This is a genomic window from Campylobacter sp. CNRCH_2016_0050h (assembly GCF_025772605.1).
In the GTDB taxonomy this organism is placed as follows: domain Bacteria; phylum Campylobacterota; class Campylobacteria; order Campylobacterales; family Campylobacteraceae; genus Campylobacter_D; species Campylobacter_D lari_D.
Genome location: NZ_JAKMSK010000007.1, coordinates 72,073 through 91,128, shown reverse-complemented (window position 1 = coordinate 91,128; position 19,056 = coordinate 72,073). Strand labels below are relative to the sequence as shown.

Genomic DNA, 19,056 nt, shown 5'->3' with positions numbered 1-19,056 from the left:
GTTATTTATATGGTGATAATATTTTAAATGAATATATCTAATTTTTCTATATATTATATTATTTTTATAATTAGTTTGTAAAATACTTTCTTTTACTTGCTTATAGATTTTTAATTATATTTTTCACAAACTATCTTTAAAATACAATTCTAACACATTTGTTGCCAATATCATCAAAAATACTTAATCGTAAATTTATTTTTTGCATAAGAAAATATTTTTTTAAATATTTTAAATTACACATTTACTGATTTTTTATTTATCTTAAAATTTTTCATAAACAAATTTGCATGTTTTTAATTTTAAAAATTATACTTTAAATTAAATTTATTAGGTATGCTATTTTTAATCAAACAATCAAATATTGATATTTTGAAAATAAAACATCTAAAGAATACATGCAAACTAAAAAAAGAGCTTTATCTTTAGCTTTGAAAACATTTAGCAAAAAATAAAAAACTTTTAAACTAACTTTCCTTATATTTTAATAAAGCTTTTAACTATTCTCTCTTTAATCTGTAATGACTTTTTTGTTGGTTTCATACTTTTTTAAAGTAATATTATAATAATTTATCATACTAAATAGATATTTTGATTAACAAACTCTAAAAATATATTGTCAACACTCATAATCAATGCGATAGTAAGTTTTTATCCGTATTTATATTAATCTAAATACTTATAAAGAGTATATTTTATCGTAACACTATTTACATTTATGTTTAATATAACCATTTTACTTAATTACTTCTATATTGCTAATATCATTAAGGCTAAAAATATCATCTTTGTCAAAAATTTCGCCAAAATCAACATCTGATGCAGAAAAATCAATCTGCGATATATCAATTATAACTATACTTTCAACTTTTAAAAGATACTCACTTTCCGTTCTAAAATAATGATCATTCAAATCTTCTATACATGAGAAACCATAATCTTCTGCATAATAATCACCTTTGAATATAAATAAATCTACAGCAACCATTATATTAAAAACAACCGGAACACCAATCTTTTTATTTCCATAATAAATTAATTTTGAAAAATCACACTCTATATTCTCTGGGGTATAGATACCAATAATTTGTGCAGAGTTATCATCACTTGGAATATGATGACTTGTAATTGTTACATTTTCAAGTTCTTTTACGTGATAATTTGTTAAAAAATTTTCAATATTTTTATTTGACTTTAAATGATCTACAAAAATTGAAGGATTTATATGATCAGTTAACATATCTTGAATTTTTTCATGTTTTATGAAATCTTCAATATTTTTAAATACAGTAATGTTAATTTTATCGCAGGCATCGTAAAGTCCATTATCAGCAACTAAAACGACAGTATTAGACTCTTTATTTTTAATATCTCCTATACATTCAAAAATAAAAGCATCGGGTATGTCTTTTCTGTTTTTTTACCTTTAAAAGGAGGTAAGCCTTTAAAATATTTCTTAAAGACTTCTTCAGCATGGTGTGGTTTAATGTCTAGTTTTTTTATTCTTAATTTAGTGCAAAAATTTGTTTCAAAGTCTTTAATTATATGTTCTATTGTATTGTTTTTAGCAATATTTATACTTTCTTTAATATTGGTAATTTCTTCAGTATTTATTAATAGCCTATTTTTTAATGTTTCTAGAGAGTCTTTTATTGAGTCGAATTGTTCTAGATATGGTTTTTTAAGTTGTTCTATATATTCATTTTCTATAATATATGGTAGATAAATTTTTAAAAGACCTTTGTCTATAAGTATCTTTAGTGATTTGTATCCTTGGCTTTTATAGTAAGCATTAGCACTTAGAACACTCGTATCGATAATTAAATGAATAGGCTGTGTAGTCTGTATAGCTTCCATATATCATCCATAATACCAATTTGAATATTTTTTATAAATATTCTATAGGATTTTTAAGTTAACCATTTGCAATCAAATTTTCACCTATAATTTCAAGTGTCATTAATTCAAATAGCTTCTAGCATATTATAAACAAATTAATTATAATGAAAACAACAAATACGATATTATAATTTATTTATTAAAGTAAAAAATAAATAACACAATCAATAGAAAACAGTATTTGTGCTTTCAAAAGTTAAATCAAATTATACTATAAAAAACTAATAAAATAATAAACACAGCCATAAAATCCGAGATTAGAAACAAATATAAATATGTGAAAAATTAAAATTATAATGTAGTATCATTTGTTTAAATGTTTTGGCCAATCTTCTGACTATTTAGATTTCTATGAAGAAAAGATGTGATTTGTATATAAAAATCCATATTATTAATATTTAATTTATCTTAATTATTTTTTTATAAATTTTAATTATAATTTTGGCAAATATATTTAATTGTAAAACTAATGAAATATTACTAATCTAGGATTGAAAAATGAAGATTATGAAAATACTAATGATTTTATATCTTATTTTTTTAATATATTATTCTTTAACAATGAACATAACTAATATTATTGTATATTTAGTTTTTATTTCTGTTATAGTTTTAGGTTTTAAAGGTTTCAAAATTGATAATACTTCGCAATATATAAAAAGTAATTTATACGAAAATACATATATAAAGAAAAATTTTAATTTAAAATATATATTTTTTAATATATCTATTATTATATCACCTTTTGTATTTAGGTTTATTTTACAAAACAATTATGATATCTTAATAAGCATTGTGTATTTTATTGTAGTATTTAGCTTATATTCTAAATTAAAAATAACAGCAGAAGCAATTCTTGCGGTTAAAAGTTGGCTTGATTATGCAAAATCAAAACCATATGCAAGAACAATTATGATATTCACAAATCTGAAAAATATAAAAAAAGAGAATATATTTTATATAAAAAAATATAATATTTAATACTTTAAATTCCTTAAAACATATGGACGATTATAAATTAATAAATCTTGGAGATAGTGAATTTTTATTTAAAACTGAATTTTTAGAAGAAACGTTATTAAGTATTGGGCATATCGCTTCTAAATATGATAGAATTTCCAATAAAGATATAGCAAAACAAATAAATAATGTTTTTTCTGATTTAAGTTTAGATGAAATTGAAAGTCTTGTATTATTACATGAATCAATAGATAAGTATCATTTTAAAGATGGGGATTTCTATATACATGATAAAAATTTAGATATTTTTATATTTTGTTCTTCATGTGGAATTGGAAAATATAACCATACAACCAACGAAGAAGAATATTTTTGTTCTGCAGTATGTCACGAAACAGAAAAAACATGTGAAAAAATTAGTAATATATTAAATCCGATTTTTAACAATAAAGATTCGCTTGAAGAGTATGCAAAAAAACGAGGTAAAATACTATCAAACATACCAGCTATAGTTACAAGTATTATTGGTGTTGGGCATAGTTGGGCTAAAAATTTTCAAGTTTTGCAAAATAGCAAAACAGGTCATGGTTTAGCAGCTGAAATAATGAACCATGAAAATGAAGATATTATTAAAAGATTCTCTGGAGCTGCGAAGATTATCGGGGGTGATAATGCTAAAAATGGAGCTGATAGATTAGTAGATGGTGTTGAAATACAGACAAAATATTATAAAACAGCCGTTAAATCAGTTAATTCGGGATTTGATAATAAAGAAAGTGGTAATTATCGTTACTATTCAAAGGACGGCAAACCAATGCAGTTAGAAGTTCCAAAAGATCAATACGATAAAGCTATCGAGATCATGGAAGAAAAAATAAAGAGTGGAAAAATACCAGGAGTTAATGATCCGGCGAAAGCAAAAGAGTTGGTAAAAAAAGGGAGTGTTACATATAATGAAGCAAAAAACTATTCCAAATTTTGTACAAAGGAAAGTTTAAAATTTGATGCTAAAAACAGTACCATAGTTGCTTCTGCTGCATTTGGAATTAGCTTTGTAATTAATACAGCAACATTATACTATGGTAATAAAAATTTAAAACAAGCATTAAAACAATCTTTTATTCTTGCTCTTGGTGCTGGTGGCAAATCGTTTGCGACTTATATGATTGGTGCACAAATCCAAAGATTGCCAATAATAAACAATCTATTAAAGCAACTTATAGATTTTAACTTTAACGGAGCAATTGGGAAGCAAATCGGGAAAAGCTTAGCAAGTTTTGCGGGAAAGGAAGCCGGAAAACAAGGAGTTAAAAGTGCCGCCAATAGTGTAATAAGAGGGAATATCGTTGCGGCGACTGCTGCAATGGCTGTTACTTCAAGTATTGAAATTACGCAAATGATGCGTGGTAAAATATCAGGCATGCAATGTGTAAAAAATATCGCGGTAAACGCCGGGGGTATAGCGGGTGGAGCAGCAGGAGCAATGGCTGGAGCTGTTGCGGGTTCTTTTATACCCGGAATAGGCACTACAATAGGAGCATTAGCTGGTGGTTTAGCTGGTGGTTTAGGTATTAGCTTATTTAGTAAAAAAATATTAGATAAATATATTGAAGACGATGATATAAAAAAGCAAAGAGTATTTTATTCTCACATGATTAACCTAAGTTCAATATTTAAATTAAATGAGAATGAAATTAATCAGTTTGGGGAGTTAGTGGATAATATGATAAGTAACGATAATAAGTTTTTTAATAAGATTGATATTAATAATATACTTCCTAGTTCGAACAGAATCTTGAAACCAATTGTAGTAACTATTGTCTCATCTAGAGAGAAACTTATTCCAAGTGTTTTTGAAAACAATGAATTGATAATGAAAATAGTAGAAGAAGATTTAAAAAAATCTGCTTAAACAATTGATTTAAGTTAAACTAATAAAAATTCTATTATTTTTTATTATCATTATCATAAAATATCTTGTTTTAAATGGTTATATAATAAAAATTATTTTTAGAGCTAGAAATCTTTTATTTTTTATTAAAATTATAAATATCACAACTATTATTACAAAAACTAGTAGATTTCTAATTTCTTATCTTTTAATACAAATTAAAATATCCAATTATGCGTGCAATTTTATTAATTTCAATTTAGCTAAATAAAACCGTAATGTGTGTAATATTTTATCTAATATTTTACAGTTAGAAACTAAAAAGAATTGTCGTTTAATATGTTAAATTTATAATCAGATAAGAATCCTTGAAATATTATCTTCCCACCATTAGAACCACTACCGGGTCCAAGCTCTATAATATAATCAGATTGCAAATATAATCTTGGATTATGTTCTATAATGATCGTAGTTAAAGTTTTTGCAGATTTTAAAATATTAATAATATTTTGGGCATTATTATAATCCAATCCAGAACTTGGCTCATCAATAATTAAAATCTTATTATCTATTTTCTTTAATAAGTTTTTTAGTATTTTTATTCTTTTTAGTTCTCCACCAGATAAAGTATTAATTTTTCTATTAAAAGACAAATGGCCAAGTGATAAATCCCGCATTAATGTAATAATTTTAGATAACTTAGAAGATCCTATATCGTCTAAATCGTTTATTTCGTAATTATAAATATCAAGTATTGATTTTTGCCTTATAGTATATTTTAACGCAAGCTCATTAAACATTTTACCATTACATTGAGGGCATACTATATCGATAGAAGATTCAAACCCTCTATCGTATCTTATAATGCCAGTACCATCACAAAATGGGCATATTATTTCACTTCCACCACTATTTATAAAATATGCTACATTTTTATTAAAATAACTCGAGAAAAAACTTGCAATCACCTTATTAGCTTCGAGATAAGATGCTACACTAGATCTTATATTACCTCTTGGAAGTCTTTGCGAAATATAAATACAGTTATCAATATTTTTTTCTAGAAATAAAGCCAATGATGATTTTCCAGACCCGGATTTCCCAACTATAGCCACAAAAGAGTCATAAGGAAGTAATAATCGTTGACTATTGATATTATTTATATTTATATTTATATTTAAAAAATTACTTTTTTTATATTTTTGATTAACCTCTATAGGTTTCAAAATTGGCAGTTTGTCTTCAATAATATAACCACCATTTTTTCCACCTACAGGGCCTAAACAAATTCTCCTATCGCACTTATTTAAAAATTCCAAATTATGCTCTACTAAAACAATTGTGTTTTTTCGCTCTTTCAGTGAAAGAATATTTTTCCATATATTTTTATAATCACTATGGTGTAATCCTGAACTGATTTCATCAATTATGATTAATAAATTCGACATGGGAATACTGACAAGATTTGCAAAATTTAACTTTTGAATTTCTCCACCAGATAAAGTAGGAATGCTTCTATTTAAACTGAGATAACCTATTCCAAAATCGCAACATGCAGTTAAAACATTTTTTATTCTTTCATGAAAAACATTGCTCTGTGTCATTCTTACAAGATCTATCATTGGGGTTGTCAAGAAATCATAAAACGAAATATTACCAATAAATATATTTTTATATATTTGCAAATTTATTTTAGAGCCATTACACGAATCGCAAATATTTTCTTTACAATATTCTATTACCTCTTTATAAACAGAAATTTTATCGCTGTTAAGTCTTTCTTGTAAATATAGCATTACTCCTATGTATTCCAGATGTTTTGTTCTTAATTTTTTATTATGCCTATACTTAATTGTAAAACAATGAGATTTGTTTATATACAAAAGTAAATTTTGTATTTCTGGCTGAAGTTCTCTGAAAGTTTTATTTTGATCAATATTATGATAATTACAAAATTCTAGAAATAATATTCTCAAATATTCATATTTTCTAAACGGAATAATCGGAGTGTCAATTATTTTGGCATCAAAATCTATAACCTTATTTGTATCAATCTCAAACACATAACCACTTGCTTTGCATTTTTGACATTCATTTTTTGGCTTATTAAGCCTTAACATATCATAATCAATATTCAGCATGCTTGATAAAGCAGAAGAAAAATTCAAATACGAATATATTGTAGAACGTGGATTTGTATTTAAATTTAATTGCTTTATAGCAATAACAGGCATAAGATCTTTATAATCTTTAACAATATATTGAATATCATCAATAAAACCATTTTCAATGGCATTAAATGAATTTGAACAAAGAGAATATATAGTATGTAAAGCAAGCGAAGACTTTCCTCCTCCACTAACACCATAAATACCTATAATCTCAGGAGTCTTGGTAAAAAAAGTAATATTTTTTAAGTTGTGCGTCTGAATACCTTGCAAAATCACTTCTGTCCGCACACCCTACATTTTGGATTTCTGCGAATATCTTTTCTCTCTATGTTCATTGTACGTATCTTAAATTCTATTCTTTGATTTAAATTTGTTAGCCTATTATAAAAACCGCACAAGATTTTAAAAGCCTCTATTGCAACCAAAGAAGCATTTATAGTACAAAGTGGGGTAAATGAACCTATTTTTCTGTTACTTCTACGAAGTTTAACAAGATTACCAGTGATCTTGTTCATGTCTTCAAGAGCATCACTAAAACACTGATAACAAGCGCTTTTATAAGGTATAATACTCTCGCCAATAAGCGATAAATGTAAATTATAACCACCACCAACAATGTGAGGTATATTTTCTTTCATACATTTATCGCCTATTATTTGCGTAGTTTTGTCGACATTCGGAAAATCAGCACAGTTTATTGCACAGCAAAAACTATCATAAAAATCATCGAAAAAAGAATCATCTAGTGCTTTATAATATTTTTTACAATTAATAAATTTACTTATATTTTGGAGTTTTTTTTCAATACAATCAATTTTAAATTTTCCTACATCATTCTCTGTAAAAAAATCTTGTCTATGTAAATTACTAAGTTCTACTTTATCATTATCGACTAATATAAAATTTCTTATTCCACTTCGAGCTAATATATCAACCACCCAACTACCAACCCCACCAAGACCTACAATAAAAACTGGTTTTTTTTCAAGCAGATCTAATATATTTATAACTTCACCTGTTGAAAAGCAATATTCCTCCAAAAAATTAATCAATCTATAATTTTCCGAAACCATATCATCTTCATACTCATTATCAACCTTAATCAGTATGTTTTTACTGTGTAAAAACGATGTAAGACTCTTTAGATCCGACTCAACGAAATTGCTTCGTCTGAATATTTCACCTAACGTAGTTTCGCCATCAAACTGTCTTAGAAGATCGATTAGATTATGATCAACCTTTATTGCTATACATTCCCTTATGTTTGTCTTAAAGAATTCCATTTTACCATTGCTATATGTTAATGCAACACTAGAACGAATTCTATATTTAACATTTTCCATCATTGCTTACATATCTCACAGTTTTTTCTTCTTACATGTTCCAGTGTTGTATATTTAATAACACCTTTATCAATAAGATACTCCCCTCTATTAGTAACATCACATTGTAACCCAAGAAAGTAATAGATTATTCTCAAGACTCCAAAACTTGCACTAAATAAACTACAAGCAGCAATACTTCCAGGTCCACCGAGTATAATATTTTTATTATCTTTTGATTTGGGTGAAAAATTCTTAATATATGTTGGGTGATAGTCTTTTAAGGCGATTTTAAAAGACTCTACATAACAATCAATGCATGGAGTAACATTCGGAATTATCATCTCCCCCGTGCTCATACTATGAGCATCAAATCCTCCGCCAACATAAAATGGAATATTAATATCCCACGCATATCTACCAATCTTCATTGAAATATGTCCGATGTACGGTTCATCTGCTGTATTAATAATCAAATCTGAATTTTTTGATATAAATTTTGCTAAATCAGTTTGAGGTAAAATTTTCTCATGGAACACTTCAATATTTATACTACTATTAATCTCCAATAGATAATCTTTAAGCGCATCGGTTTTAAATTTACCGAGATTAGCGTTATTACAATAAATATGCTTGATAAAATGTGAAGTTTTAACACGTTTGTAATCTATAAAAACAAAATAACCCACGCCCATTCTTGCTAATAGAATTGCTATAGCAGAACCAACGCTACCTAAGCCAAAAATAACAACCTTTTTATGCTTTATTTTTTGTTGTATATCTTCGTCATCAGACACACCCAGTAAATCATCAAAATATGCTACTTGTCTTTTATATCTTTCGTCAACATAGTTAAATTCACTAAGTTTAATCTCCTTAATAATACCATTTTTCAATAAGAAATCGATAAACCTAGTAACACTTTCTAATTCAAAATTATACTCGTTAACAATATCTTTCAGCGTCCTTTTTCCGTCCATTAAAGACAAGAAAAATAATATTTGATCATCAGATTTGATATAAATACTTTCCCTAGTATTAATCCGATAAAACTGTATTAAATTTTTTTCATTTTCCTGACTTGAAAATACCTCAATGCTATCTTTTAGCTTATAAATACCACTAATATTGAACAACACCGGACACAACTTCTAAATATTCACTCCAAGCGTCTAAGCTAGATTCATCTGAGTCATTATGTCTTGTACATACTCTAGTACAACAATCACTTCTATCACCACTGCAAGTTTCTGTATAATCTACATTAGAGTTTAAATATTTAATTTCTTCAAAGTCTAAAGATATTTTATTCATTTTAACTCCTTTTCTTATATCTTAAAAAATTATACATAAAAAAATTAAATATTTCATATAATATTTATAAAATTATTTTAATTTGTTTAATTTTATTAGATTTATAGAAAAATTCTGAGTGATTGTTTATTAAAACGAAAAAACTGGTAAATATTCCTAGAAATCATATATTTTATATTTTATTATTCAAAGCTAAATCCTTAAATAAGCTAAAAATAGTATTTATAAATTCATACGAGTATCTTCTAGCAAGTTTAAAAAAATACTCATAAAATATGTCAGCAAGACATAACTAATGTTTAGCTTTGTTTATCTTTAAAATGGAAATACATACTAATAAAAAGTTCTTTGAAGAAACAATTGAAATATGTTTTAAATTTTACTTTTACTTAGATTTTATAACAATGAATATTATCTTGCTTATATAAGTCCGTATTAATTAGAACAAAATAATCAAAAATTTAACAAGCCAACAATAATTAATTTTTATAGAAATTAACATCTATATCTTTTAATCTTTAAAAATAAATTTTTGTATCTATAAGTTTTAAATATATTTGTAACTTTTACCAGAGAATTAAAACCATAAAAAATGATTAATTTAATTATTTTACTTCTATTTTACAAATATAGAAAATATCCGTATAGAGCTAAATCTACAAAAATAGATTTATCTTAAGTGATTTGATTAAAACATTTGATGAAGAACTTTTGAGATATTACCAAGAGTTATAAAGGTGGGCTATACCAAGAAGTTCTTTGGAATTTATTATAATTATAATAGCCATAGCATTAAAGAAAACTAAAGCATAAAAATTACAGAGAGACAATACTATTCTAAGAAAACACTGTTGATTTTATACTCTTTCTAACTAACGACAAATAAAATCACACTCATGATTTCCTTGGTACAATATAATTATAAGTTGTAAGATCTATTTCAAATTATCTCGGAAAAATTAAAACAAGTAAATTTAAACAATAGAATAAAAATTCTAATGTTTAAATTTGAAAAACAGTGACTTTTATGTATTCAAAAATTCATCAAAACTACTAACAAATTTATCATTCATCTTTAAATCTTTGTTTATAAAAAACGGCAAGGATTGAAGGGTTAATTTCTTACCATCTTTAGTGGTAATTATTTTTCCCTTTAAAGCCTCTAAAAATTCTTCCTTCCAAGTATCTTTTGCTATTGCTAAATGCTCCCCTTTTGTTTCTATAAAACATTGTATACTTAAAAAATTATCATCATCTTTATTTTTCTTACCAAAGAAAATAAAATCAGGTTCAAATCCCATAGCATAAGTTACTTCATCTTTTCTATTGTCATAAATTTTAAATTCTTCAAATCCTTCATTTCTTATAACAAACCAGTCGGAAAAAACATTATCAATTTCATCTTTGTATTCTTCTATGAAAATTAAAAAATCTTTTTCTAATTTACTGTCAAAACAAAAAGTTTTGTGATAAAGCCACTCAAAATTCATTTCCTCGAAATTCTCTTTATTTTTAAATACTACCTTATTACCTATATTAAATTCATGAGTTATAAACTCACTTACTTCGTATTCTTGCTTTACGCCTTGCTTTATCGATTTAAAATTTTCTAAAATATATTTGGCTATTTCAAGATTGTTTATTTGATTAAATTCTTGTCGTTTTGAAAAACAAACAACTATATTTTTCAAACAATTTTCTATAAAATCTTTTTTACTTTTAAAAGCAAAATTTTCATTGATTTTATTAAAATCAAGTCCTAATATATTCATCGCCTTTAAAAAGTATATGCTATCTATATGATTAAGAGCAGATGGTTTTTGAAGATCATATTCTTCTTTGATTTCTTCAAATTTCTCCTCACTTTCTTTTATAGAATTTGAAAAATAAGGAATTTGCAAACCTTTTATTTTTTGCTCCATCTCTATTCTTGTAATGTAAAAATTTTTCAAATCACGTTTTTTGATTCTTTTATTATTAGCGTAATAAATTTTGTTATTTTTAATAATATCTTTTATTTTTTCATTGACTATTAAATCTATGCGTGTTTTTTCCTCCTCAAATAATAATCCTTCTTTATTCATACTTTCATTGAGTTGCTTAATAAACTCAACATCATTTCTAGTATGATAAGTTAATTTCTCTAAAGCATTTAACTCATTTTCAAGATCACTATCATACTTTCTTTTAAATTTAAGCTCATCATCAAAATCAAACAAATCGCTTTTGAAAGGATAATATCTAGCACCTCTTCCTATAAGTTGTGCTTCCTTTGTGGTTATTGTTTTACTTGCCTTTTTATTTCCAAGCCTAACTATATCAAAAAGATTTAAGACATCCCAACCTTCATTAAGTTTATCAACGCAAAAAATAACTCTTATTTGATTGTCTTTTTCTTCTAAGCTATTAAGTAAAATTTGATTTTTCTCTAGCGCTTTATCATCATTTGTGTTTAACATATAAAGCGTTTTAAAATTATTTTTCAAAAAATTTACAATAGTTTTTGCATAAGTATTTTGATATTCTCTTTTAAAAAACTCTAAGCTTTTATTTAAAAGATCACTTTCTTTGTTTATATTTTTATAAAAATCTTCTATATGCAAGCTTTCTAAATTATCTATAAAATCTATAAATTTTTCTTGATTTTGCATAGATTCTTTTATAGATTCACTCTTAAATAAAACAACAGGTTTTAAAACAATGTTATATTTTTGAGCCAACAACTCTCTATAAAGACTACAAAGCACAGCTCCTAAAAATCTATGTTCTAAACTATCATTATCATATTTCACTAAAAATATACGCTTAGAATATCCATCTTTACAAAATTCTCTTAAGGTGTATTCATAAATGATTTTATCTTGATATTTTTCCAAAACATTAAATTCTTGTGGAATAGTAGCACTAAATTCAAATAATAAATTTTCATTATTACTTTCATAGGCTCTTTTTATAATAGCTTCCCAACCTTCTTTAAGTTCATTTTCATTTTTATTTTTAGTATCACTATTTAAATGATGAGCTTCATCAGCTAAAAATACAAGCTTTTTGTCTTTTAAATCTTCAAAACTTAAAGAATTTTCCCTTTCATTTTTAAAAAGAGAAAACAGGGCTTGTATGGTGGTAAAATATATATTTATACAATCATCTTTACTTTCAAAAAGATTATTGATAATGTTAATTTCTATATTTTTAGAATCTATATTAATATCTTTAAAAAGATATTTGCTTGAGTATTTGTTGGCAAAATTTGCTTTTGTTTTTTCTAAAATAGAAGTAGAATTTACAAAAAAGATAAAATTTCTATATCCTTTTTTATAACAATCTAACATTAAAGCAGCCATTATAAGTGTTTTTCCACTTCCTGTTGCCATGTTAAACATTAAATGTCTTTGTTTTATGCTATCAAAATTTGCATAATAATGCTTTAGAGCTTTTTCTTGATAAATTCTTAATTCTTTTGATAAATTATCTTTTACATAAAAAGGAATTTCTATTTGTTCTATACCTCTTTTTCCAAATTCATCCTGTAAAAGCTCATGTAATTTTTTATTAAACATTTTCATCACCATAAAGTATTTCATTAAGTTTTATTGTTTCTTTAGATATAGCATAATCTTCATCTTTTATATCACCATATAAAACATAATCCATATTCGAATCTAAAACAAGTTTTAAAATTTCTTTTTTGCCTTCTAAGTCTAAATTTTCAAATTCTTTATCTTTTAAAATTTCATTTATATCTACTCTATAATCTAAAAAAGCTTTAGTTTTTAACTCTTGATAAATACTATCTAGTTCTTTTTCATCATTTAAATTTTGTATTTTTTCTTTATAAATTGCATTAAGTGGCATAAGCTCAGCATAAACAAAACTTCCACCATCTTGCCAATTTACTGCTTTGCTGATACCACCTTGTTCGCCTTCTATTACTTTTTTAAGTCTTTCTTTTGTAATAGTTTCTATATAATCCATTTGTTCTATGCCTATCCATTTGCGTTTCATTTTATGTGCTACGGCTAAAGTAGTGCCACTTCCTGCAAAAAAGTCCATTACTATATCGTTTTCACTTGTAGCAATTTCAATTATTCTTTGAAGTAAGGCTTCAGGTTTTTTTCCATTTTTAAATTCTATATTCCCTTGATTACCTATAATATCCCAGCTAATATCATTCCAAAAATTATCAAGGATTTGCTTTTTTATTATCTTATTTTTGTTGATATAAGCAATAGAATGTAACATTTGAACAATTCTTTTATTGTAAAAATATACGCTAGTATTTTGATTTTGATTTCTTCCTCTTATAGGCTTATATTCGATTTCGTAAAAGTTTTCATCTAAATTAGCAATCATTCTTTTAGCAAATGTACTTTGTGGATTATATGTTGTAAAATGACTATTAAAATTTTCTATGAAATTCTCATGTGTTAAATCAGCTGCTTTACAAATTTCATAATCAAGTTTATATATTTTCAGCATACCACATGTCTTGTCATTTTCTTCTTTTAATAAAACTTTATCTTTGATAACTATATAATTTTTGTAATTTTTCATTTGTTTCTCATCAAAATCAACATTTATATAAAATTTGTCATATGTAAAACTATTTCTATTTTTACAATATACAATAATATATTCAGTAACATCTAAAAATAAATGCGTCCTGTCCAACACCAGCCGACTGTTTCTTTTTGATATTAATTGTTCTTAAAAAATTATCTCTTCCAAAAATCTCATCCATAAGCACTTTTAAATAAGCTTGTTCATTATCATCACATTGCACAAAAATCACACCATCATCTCTTAAAAATTCTCTAGCTACTTCAAGGCGATTTTTCATAAAAGCAAGCCAAGTAGAATGATTAAATTTGTCATTATAATTAAAACTATCATTGCCTGTATTATAAGGTGGATCAATGTAGATTAATTTTACTTTATTTGCATAGAGTTTTTTTAAAGAATGTAACGCTAGTAAGTTATTGCCTTTTATGAGTAAATTTGGATTATCTTTTAAATATTCTTGTAAATTTTTATTTTCGCCTATTAGTTCAAAATTCTGCAAAGCTTTTTTATCAAATAACACATCTATTTCATCACGAGCTAGTATTTCATTGAAAAATATTTCTTTTGATTTTTGTTCATCTTTGCTTTGTCCGCCTTTTATAACACCATCTTTAAAAGCAAAATTTAATACTACTTCGTTATTTGTTTTTAAAAGAGATTTTGTTTTATTTGCAAGTCCTATTTTGTTAGCATAGCTTGTAAAACTACCACCTAAGCTTCTAAGATCTAAAAAATTCAAAAAATCATTAAGCTTAAAAACCAAAGTTTTTTTGCTAAAAATAAAAAATCTACTTTTAAATTCTTCTTTATGTTTACTTTGTTCTAAAAGATAATCAAATAATTTCTCATCATAATTTTGTGCTAAATTTCTAACTTGTCCTAAAGTTTCAAAATGTTCTTCTAAATCTTGCAATAATTTATCTTTTAGCATTTATTTCCTTTTTAATTATTTATAGTTTATTATATAACATTGTGATTAAAAACAAATATAAGCAAAATAAGATTTTTTTAACAATCAGTATTATATTATAATATAAATATAAAGTAAATTAAAATATATAATCTTAGGAGTTTATATGTCCGAAAAAGCTAGCATTAAATGCCCTCAATGTGGCAACAATATAAATGTAAATGAAATACTTTATCGTCAATTGGAATCTGAAATTTCACAAAAAAATCAGCTAGAAAGAAAAAAAATTGAAGAGGATATGGAAAGACAAAAAGAAGAATACAAAAAAGCTTTTGAGCTTCTAGATCAAGAAAAAGAAAATATCAAAAAACAAAAAGAAAGAATCGATGAAGAAATTTCAAAAGAAGCAAAAAATCTTTTAAAACAAGAAAAGCAAAAATTGGCAGATAGTATTCGAAAGGAAATAAATGATGATTACAAAGAAATGCTTGATTTGCTACAAAAAGAGCTTACAGAAAAATCCAATCAAGTTAAAGAACTAAACAAAAGCAAAGCTGAAATTGAAAAACTTAAACGTGAAAAAGAAGAAGTAGAAGCAAAAATACAAGCTGAAAATGAAATAAAATTTTCTAAATTACTACAAGAAGAAAAAATCAAAATACAAAAAACAGTTGACGAAAAAAATGAATTAAAATTTCGAGAACAGGAAGAAAAACTGGAGCAACTAAAAAAGCAACTGCAAGAAGCCCAAAGAAAAATGGAACAAGGCTCTCAACAGTTACAAGGAGAAATTCAAGAATTAGCCATTGAAGAATTTTTGAAAAATAAATATCCTTTCGATACTATCGAAGAGATAGCTAAAGGAGCAAAAGGTGGAGATTGTATACAAATCATACATACTAGAGAAGTACAAAATTGTGGAAAAATATACTACGAGAGCAAAAGAACAAAAGAATTTAAGCGAGAATGGATAGGAAAATTTAAAACAGATATAATTAACAAAGGAGCTGATGCAGGAATACTTGTTACAGAGGTATTACCAAAGGAGCTGGATAGAATGGGATTGATTGATGGCATATGGGTATGCACTTACGAAGAATTTAAAGCTTTGTCTTCTGTTATTCGAGATAGTATTATCAAAATAAACCAAGCAAAAAAATCACAAGAAAATAAAACTGATAAGATGAGTTTACTTTACAAATATCTTACTAGTACAGAATTTAAGATGCAAATTGAGACTATAGTAGAAGGATTTACGCAAATGCAAAAAGACTTAGAAAGCGAAAAAAGATCTATACAAAGAATCTGGAAACAAAGAGAAAAACAACTAGAACAAGTACTAGAAAATTCTATAAATATGTATGGCTCTATAAAGGGAATAGCTGGAAATAGTATAGCTAGTATTAATGTTTTAGAACTACCGTATTCGATCGAGGAAAATTAACATGTTAACAAATAATATTGGTTCTACTTGGCTCAAATGGGATTTACATGTTCATACGCCATATAGCAATATGAACAATAATTATAATTGTAGCGATGATAGTTTTATTAATGAAATAATCAGCAAACAAATTTCATGTGTTGGACTGACTAATTATTTTAACTTCAAAAAAGGAGATTATGAATTACAAAAAAAGTTAAAAAATAAAAATATAAGTGCTTTTTTAAATTTAGAACTTAGACTGGATTATCTAAATAAAGAAAATCAATGTTTAGATTTGCATATTATTTTTTCTGACTGTCTGAATGAAGAACACATTATTAAATTTTTGGCAAATGTGAATGTCCATGTAGATGGAGTTAAAAAAAAATTAAGTGATTTAGACTCGCAAAATGATTATGCTAAAGCTGTTGTAAATTTTGATGAACTAATAAAACATTTAAACGATGAATCTTTAAATATAAAAAATAGCTATTTGCTTGGATTTTTATCAAGAGGGCACGGAAACGCAAGAAGTAGTGCAAACTATAAAAAAATAAATAAATATACTCATTTTTTAATTCACTCAACAAACAAATTGGAAGCATTAAAAGATGATGTAGAACATTGGGAATCTTATGGAAAACGAGTCTTGCAAAGTAGTGATGCTCATGACTTAAATACAATAGGTAAAAAATTTACTTGGATAAAAGCAAAACCTACTTTTGAAGGACTAAGACAAATATTATACGAACCATCAAGAGTTTTTATTGAAAAAAATGAACCTCCAAAAGCAATACACAAAATTGAAAGTGTAGAATTAAAATTTGATGAAAATACCAAATGGGGTAACGATAAATTCTGCTTTGCAGATTTTAAAGAAATTATTTATTTTAGCCCCTATTTGACTTGTATTATAGGTGGAAGAGGTAGCGGAAAAAGCACTTTACTCAACCTAATAGCAGCTAAAATAAACAAATTAGATGAAAAATTTTTCAACGAACTTAATCCCAAAGAAATTAATTCTAAAGTTTTGTTTTCTCCAGAAGAAATAGAAAATATAGAATTTTTAGCACAAAACAAAATTGAAGAATTTGCAAAAAACTCAAAAGAATTCACCAAAGCAATATTTAACAGATTAAATAAAAATACAAATAACTTATTAATAGAAACCGAAGATGCCATTACAAAAGAACTTCAAGTATTTGAAAATCAAATAGATAATTTAAAAAATAGAATTAGTTTACATATTCGACTAAAAAACCACTGCAAGGAATTAAAAAAACTAGAATATATTGTCCGTTCTTTTGATGACCATGAGTATTTATCAAGCAAAGAAAAAATCCAAACAATAGAACAAAAACTTATAAAACTACTAAATTCTAGAGACAGAGTGAATAAACTGCTTAACAGTCTAAATGATATTGCAACTAAACATCATATTATTAAAATTGAAAATAGTTATGATTCTTATTATAATGATTTATATACAAAGATTCGTGAGCTAGCCACAAGCGATACAGGTGAAAAATATAAAGATAGTGAAGAAAATATAAACAGCCTAGAGAGTGAAAAAGAAACATATATAAGAAAAATTAAAAACTACTTAGATAGTAAAGGTTTAACGGAGGAAAACATCAATGATGTTCAAATTGCAACCTCTAAAATAGAAAACATCAAAGAAGAAATAAAAAACATCAAAGAAGAAATAAAAAAGATAAAAGAAGAAATAAAATCTTTCTCACACAATGATATTGATGAAAAAATTAAAAATTTCGAAAGCATTATCACTAAACAACTAAATATTGTTAATGAAAAATTTGAAAAAATATCCGAAAACAATAAAGATGAACTAAAAAATATAAAAATTCAATATCCAATATCTAACATAGATGATTTTTCTGACACTGCCATAGAATATTTTATAGAGAAAATTAAACATTTTAAAGAAATTGAAATTAAAGATAAAAGTACATTTAAAAATTATCTTAAAGAACTAACCATAAAAAAAGTATATGAATGTAAACAACACTACGAGTTTAAAAAAGATATAGATGAGTTCCTTAAAAGCAAAAATACCCAGACAGCTAAATTATTAAGTGAAATTTTCAGTAAAAAAATATTTTTTCAAATATATCAATTGGTAATTGCAAAAACCATCAGAAATATTAGTAAAAACAAGAATTTAGAAGTTACATATGATAATAAAAGTCTCAATAATGTATCATTTGGACAAAGATGCACTGCAGCTATTATCATTTTAGTATCATTAGGAAATAATCCAATTATCATTGATGAACCTGAAACTCACCTTGATAGCTCATTAATCGCAAACTATTTAGTAGATCTAATAAAAAAAATAAAAATGCATAGACAAATAATATTTGCTACGCATAATGCAAATTTTGTATTAAATGCAGATGCAGAATTAATTATCGAACTAGAAAATAACGATAATAAAACAAAAGCAAATTTATTTGCTATAGAAGATATTGATTTTAGATCAAAATTATTAAAGCTTGAAGGAGGAAAAGAAGCATTTAAAAAAAGAGAAGAAAAATATGGTTTTAATAACAAACAACTTTAGTTATATATTTTTAGGA

General features: G+C 25.4%; 13 protein-coding genes. 4 read left to right on the top strand and 9 right to left on the bottom strand.

The window, feature by feature from the left end; translation table 11 throughout:
• Positions 1-736: 736 nt before the first annotated feature.
• Both L8X28_RS04975 and L8X28_RS04970 read right to left on the bottom strand, forming a co-directional pair.
• Positions 737-1,240 (bottom strand): hypothetical protein, encoded by a 504-nt coding sequence (locus L8X28_RS04975; RefSeq protein ID WP_263665701.1) that lies wholly within the window; start codon positions 1,238-1,240, stop codon positions 737-739.
• A gap of 134 nt (positions 1,241-1,374) precedes the next feature.
• Positions 1,375-1,857: a PIN domain-containing protein gene (locus L8X28_RS04970; RefSeq protein ID WP_263665700.1), complete on the bottom strand. Its 483-nt coding sequence runs from the start codon at positions 1,855-1,857 to the stop codon at positions 1,375-1,377.
• A gap of 540 nt (positions 1,858-2,397) precedes the next feature.
• Between L8X28_RS04970 and L8X28_RS04965 the strand changes: the two genes are divergently transcribed.
• Complete coding sequence (locus L8X28_RS04965) at positions 2,398-2,880, top strand: hypothetical protein (protein ID WP_263665699.1); 483 nt, start codon at positions 2,398-2,400, stop codon at positions 2,878-2,880.
• Between the two features lie 22 nt (positions 2,881-2,902).
• A complete protein-coding gene (locus L8X28_RS04960; protein WP_263665698.1) occupies positions 2,903-4,771 on the top strand; it encodes a hypothetical protein in 1,869 nt (622 codons plus the stop codon).
• Positions 4,772-5,067: 296 nt separating this feature from the next.
• On the opposite strand, the gene L8X28_RS04955 is transcribed toward L8X28_RS04960, so the two are convergent.
• The 7 genes from L8X28_RS04955 to L8X28_RS08440 form a co-directional block, all read right to left on the bottom strand.
• On the bottom strand, positions 5,068-7,197 hold the full coding sequence (locus tag L8X28_RS04955; RefSeq protein ID WP_263665697.1) for an ATP-binding cassette domain-containing protein: 2,130 nt from the start codon (positions 7,195-7,197) through the stop codon (positions 5,068-5,070).
• Positions 7,194-7,994, bottom strand: a complete 801-nt coding sequence (locus tag L8X28_RS04950; RefSeq protein WP_263665696.1) for a HesA/MoeB/ThiF family protein — start codon at positions 7,992-7,994, stop codon at positions 7,194-7,196. The genes L8X28_RS04955 and L8X28_RS04950 overlap by 4 nt, the downstream gene beginning before the upstream one ends.
• Positions 7,995-8,263: 269 nt before the next feature.
• On the bottom strand, positions 8,264-9,382 hold the full coding sequence (locus tag L8X28_RS04945; protein WP_263665695.1) for a ThiF family adenylyltransferase: 1,119 nt from the start codon (positions 9,380-9,382) through the stop codon (positions 8,264-8,266).
• Positions 9,366-9,557: a hypothetical protein gene (locus L8X28_RS04940; RefSeq protein ID WP_263665694.1), complete on the bottom strand. Its 192-nt coding sequence runs from the start codon at positions 9,555-9,557 to the stop codon at positions 9,366-9,368. Before L8X28_RS04940 ends, L8X28_RS04945 begins: the two co-directional genes overlap by 17 nt.
• 1,025 nt (positions 9,558-10,582) lie before the next feature.
• Positions 10,583-13,117, bottom strand: coding sequence for a DEAD/DEAH box helicase family protein (locus tag L8X28_RS04935; protein WP_263665693.1), 2,535 nt, complete (start codon positions 13,115-13,117; stop codon positions 10,583-10,585).
• Entirely contained in the window at positions 13,110-14,231 is a 1,122-nt protein-coding gene (locus L8X28_RS08445; RefSeq protein WP_412175526.1) for a DNA methyltransferase, read from the bottom strand. Before L8X28_RS08445 ends, L8X28_RS04935 begins: the two co-directional genes overlap by 8 nt.
• Positions 14,194-15,051, bottom strand: coding sequence for a DNA methyltransferase (locus tag L8X28_RS08440; RefSeq protein ID WP_412175525.1), 858 nt, complete (start codon positions 15,049-15,051; stop codon positions 14,194-14,196). The genes L8X28_RS08445 and L8X28_RS08440 overlap by 38 nt, the downstream gene beginning before the upstream one ends.
• Positions 15,052-15,196: 145 nt before the next feature.
• Between L8X28_RS08440 and L8X28_RS04925 the strand changes: the two genes are divergently transcribed.
• A complete protein-coding gene (locus tag L8X28_RS04925) occupies positions 15,197-16,474 on the top strand; it encodes a DUF2130 domain-containing protein (protein ID WP_263665692.1) in 1,278 nt (425 codons plus the stop codon).
• 1 nt (position 16,475) lies between these two features.
• Positions 16,476-19,040 (top strand): TrlF family AAA-like ATPase, encoded by a 2,565-nt coding sequence (locus L8X28_RS04920; protein ID WP_263665691.1) that lies wholly within the window; start codon positions 16,476-16,478, stop codon positions 19,038-19,040.
• Positions 19,041-19,056 lie beyond the last annotated feature (16 nt).

Coding starts and splice junctions, on each gene's coding strand:
- L8X28_RS04975 (WP_263665701.1), bottom strand. CDS start 1,240: ATGTTAACTGATCATATAAATCCTTCAATTTTTGTAGATCATTTAAAG.
- L8X28_RS04970 (WP_263665700.1), bottom strand. CDS start 1,857: ATGGAAGCTATACAGACTACACAGCCTATTCATTTAATTATCGATACG.
- L8X28_RS04965 (WP_263665699.1), top strand. CDS start 2,398: ATGAAGATTATGAAAATACTAATGATTTTATATCTTATTTTTTTAATA.
- L8X28_RS04960 (WP_263665698.1), top strand. CDS start 2,903: ATGGACGATTATAAATTAATAAATCTTGGAGATAGTGAATTTTTATTT.
- L8X28_RS04950 (WP_263665696.1), bottom strand. CDS start 7,994: ATGGTTTCGGAAAATTATAGATTGATTAATTTTTTGGAGGAATATTGC.
- L8X28_RS04940 (WP_263665694.1), bottom strand. CDS start 9,557: ATGAATAAAATATCTTTAGACTTTGAAGAAATTAAATATTTAAACTCT.
- L8X28_RS04935 (WP_263665693.1), bottom strand. CDS start 13,117: ATGTTTAATAAAAAATTACATGAGCTTTTACAGGATGAATTTGGAAAA.
- L8X28_RS08440 (WP_412175525.1), bottom strand. CDS start 15,051: ATGCTAAAAGATAAATTATTGCAAGATTTAGAAGAACATTTTGAAACT.
- L8X28_RS04925 (WP_263665692.1), top strand. CDS start 15,197: ATGTCCGAAAAAGCTAGCATTAAATGCCCTCAATGTGGCAACAATATA.
- L8X28_RS04920 (WP_263665691.1), top strand. CDS start 16,476: ATGTTAACAAATAATATTGGTTCTACTTGGCTCAAATGGGATTTACAT.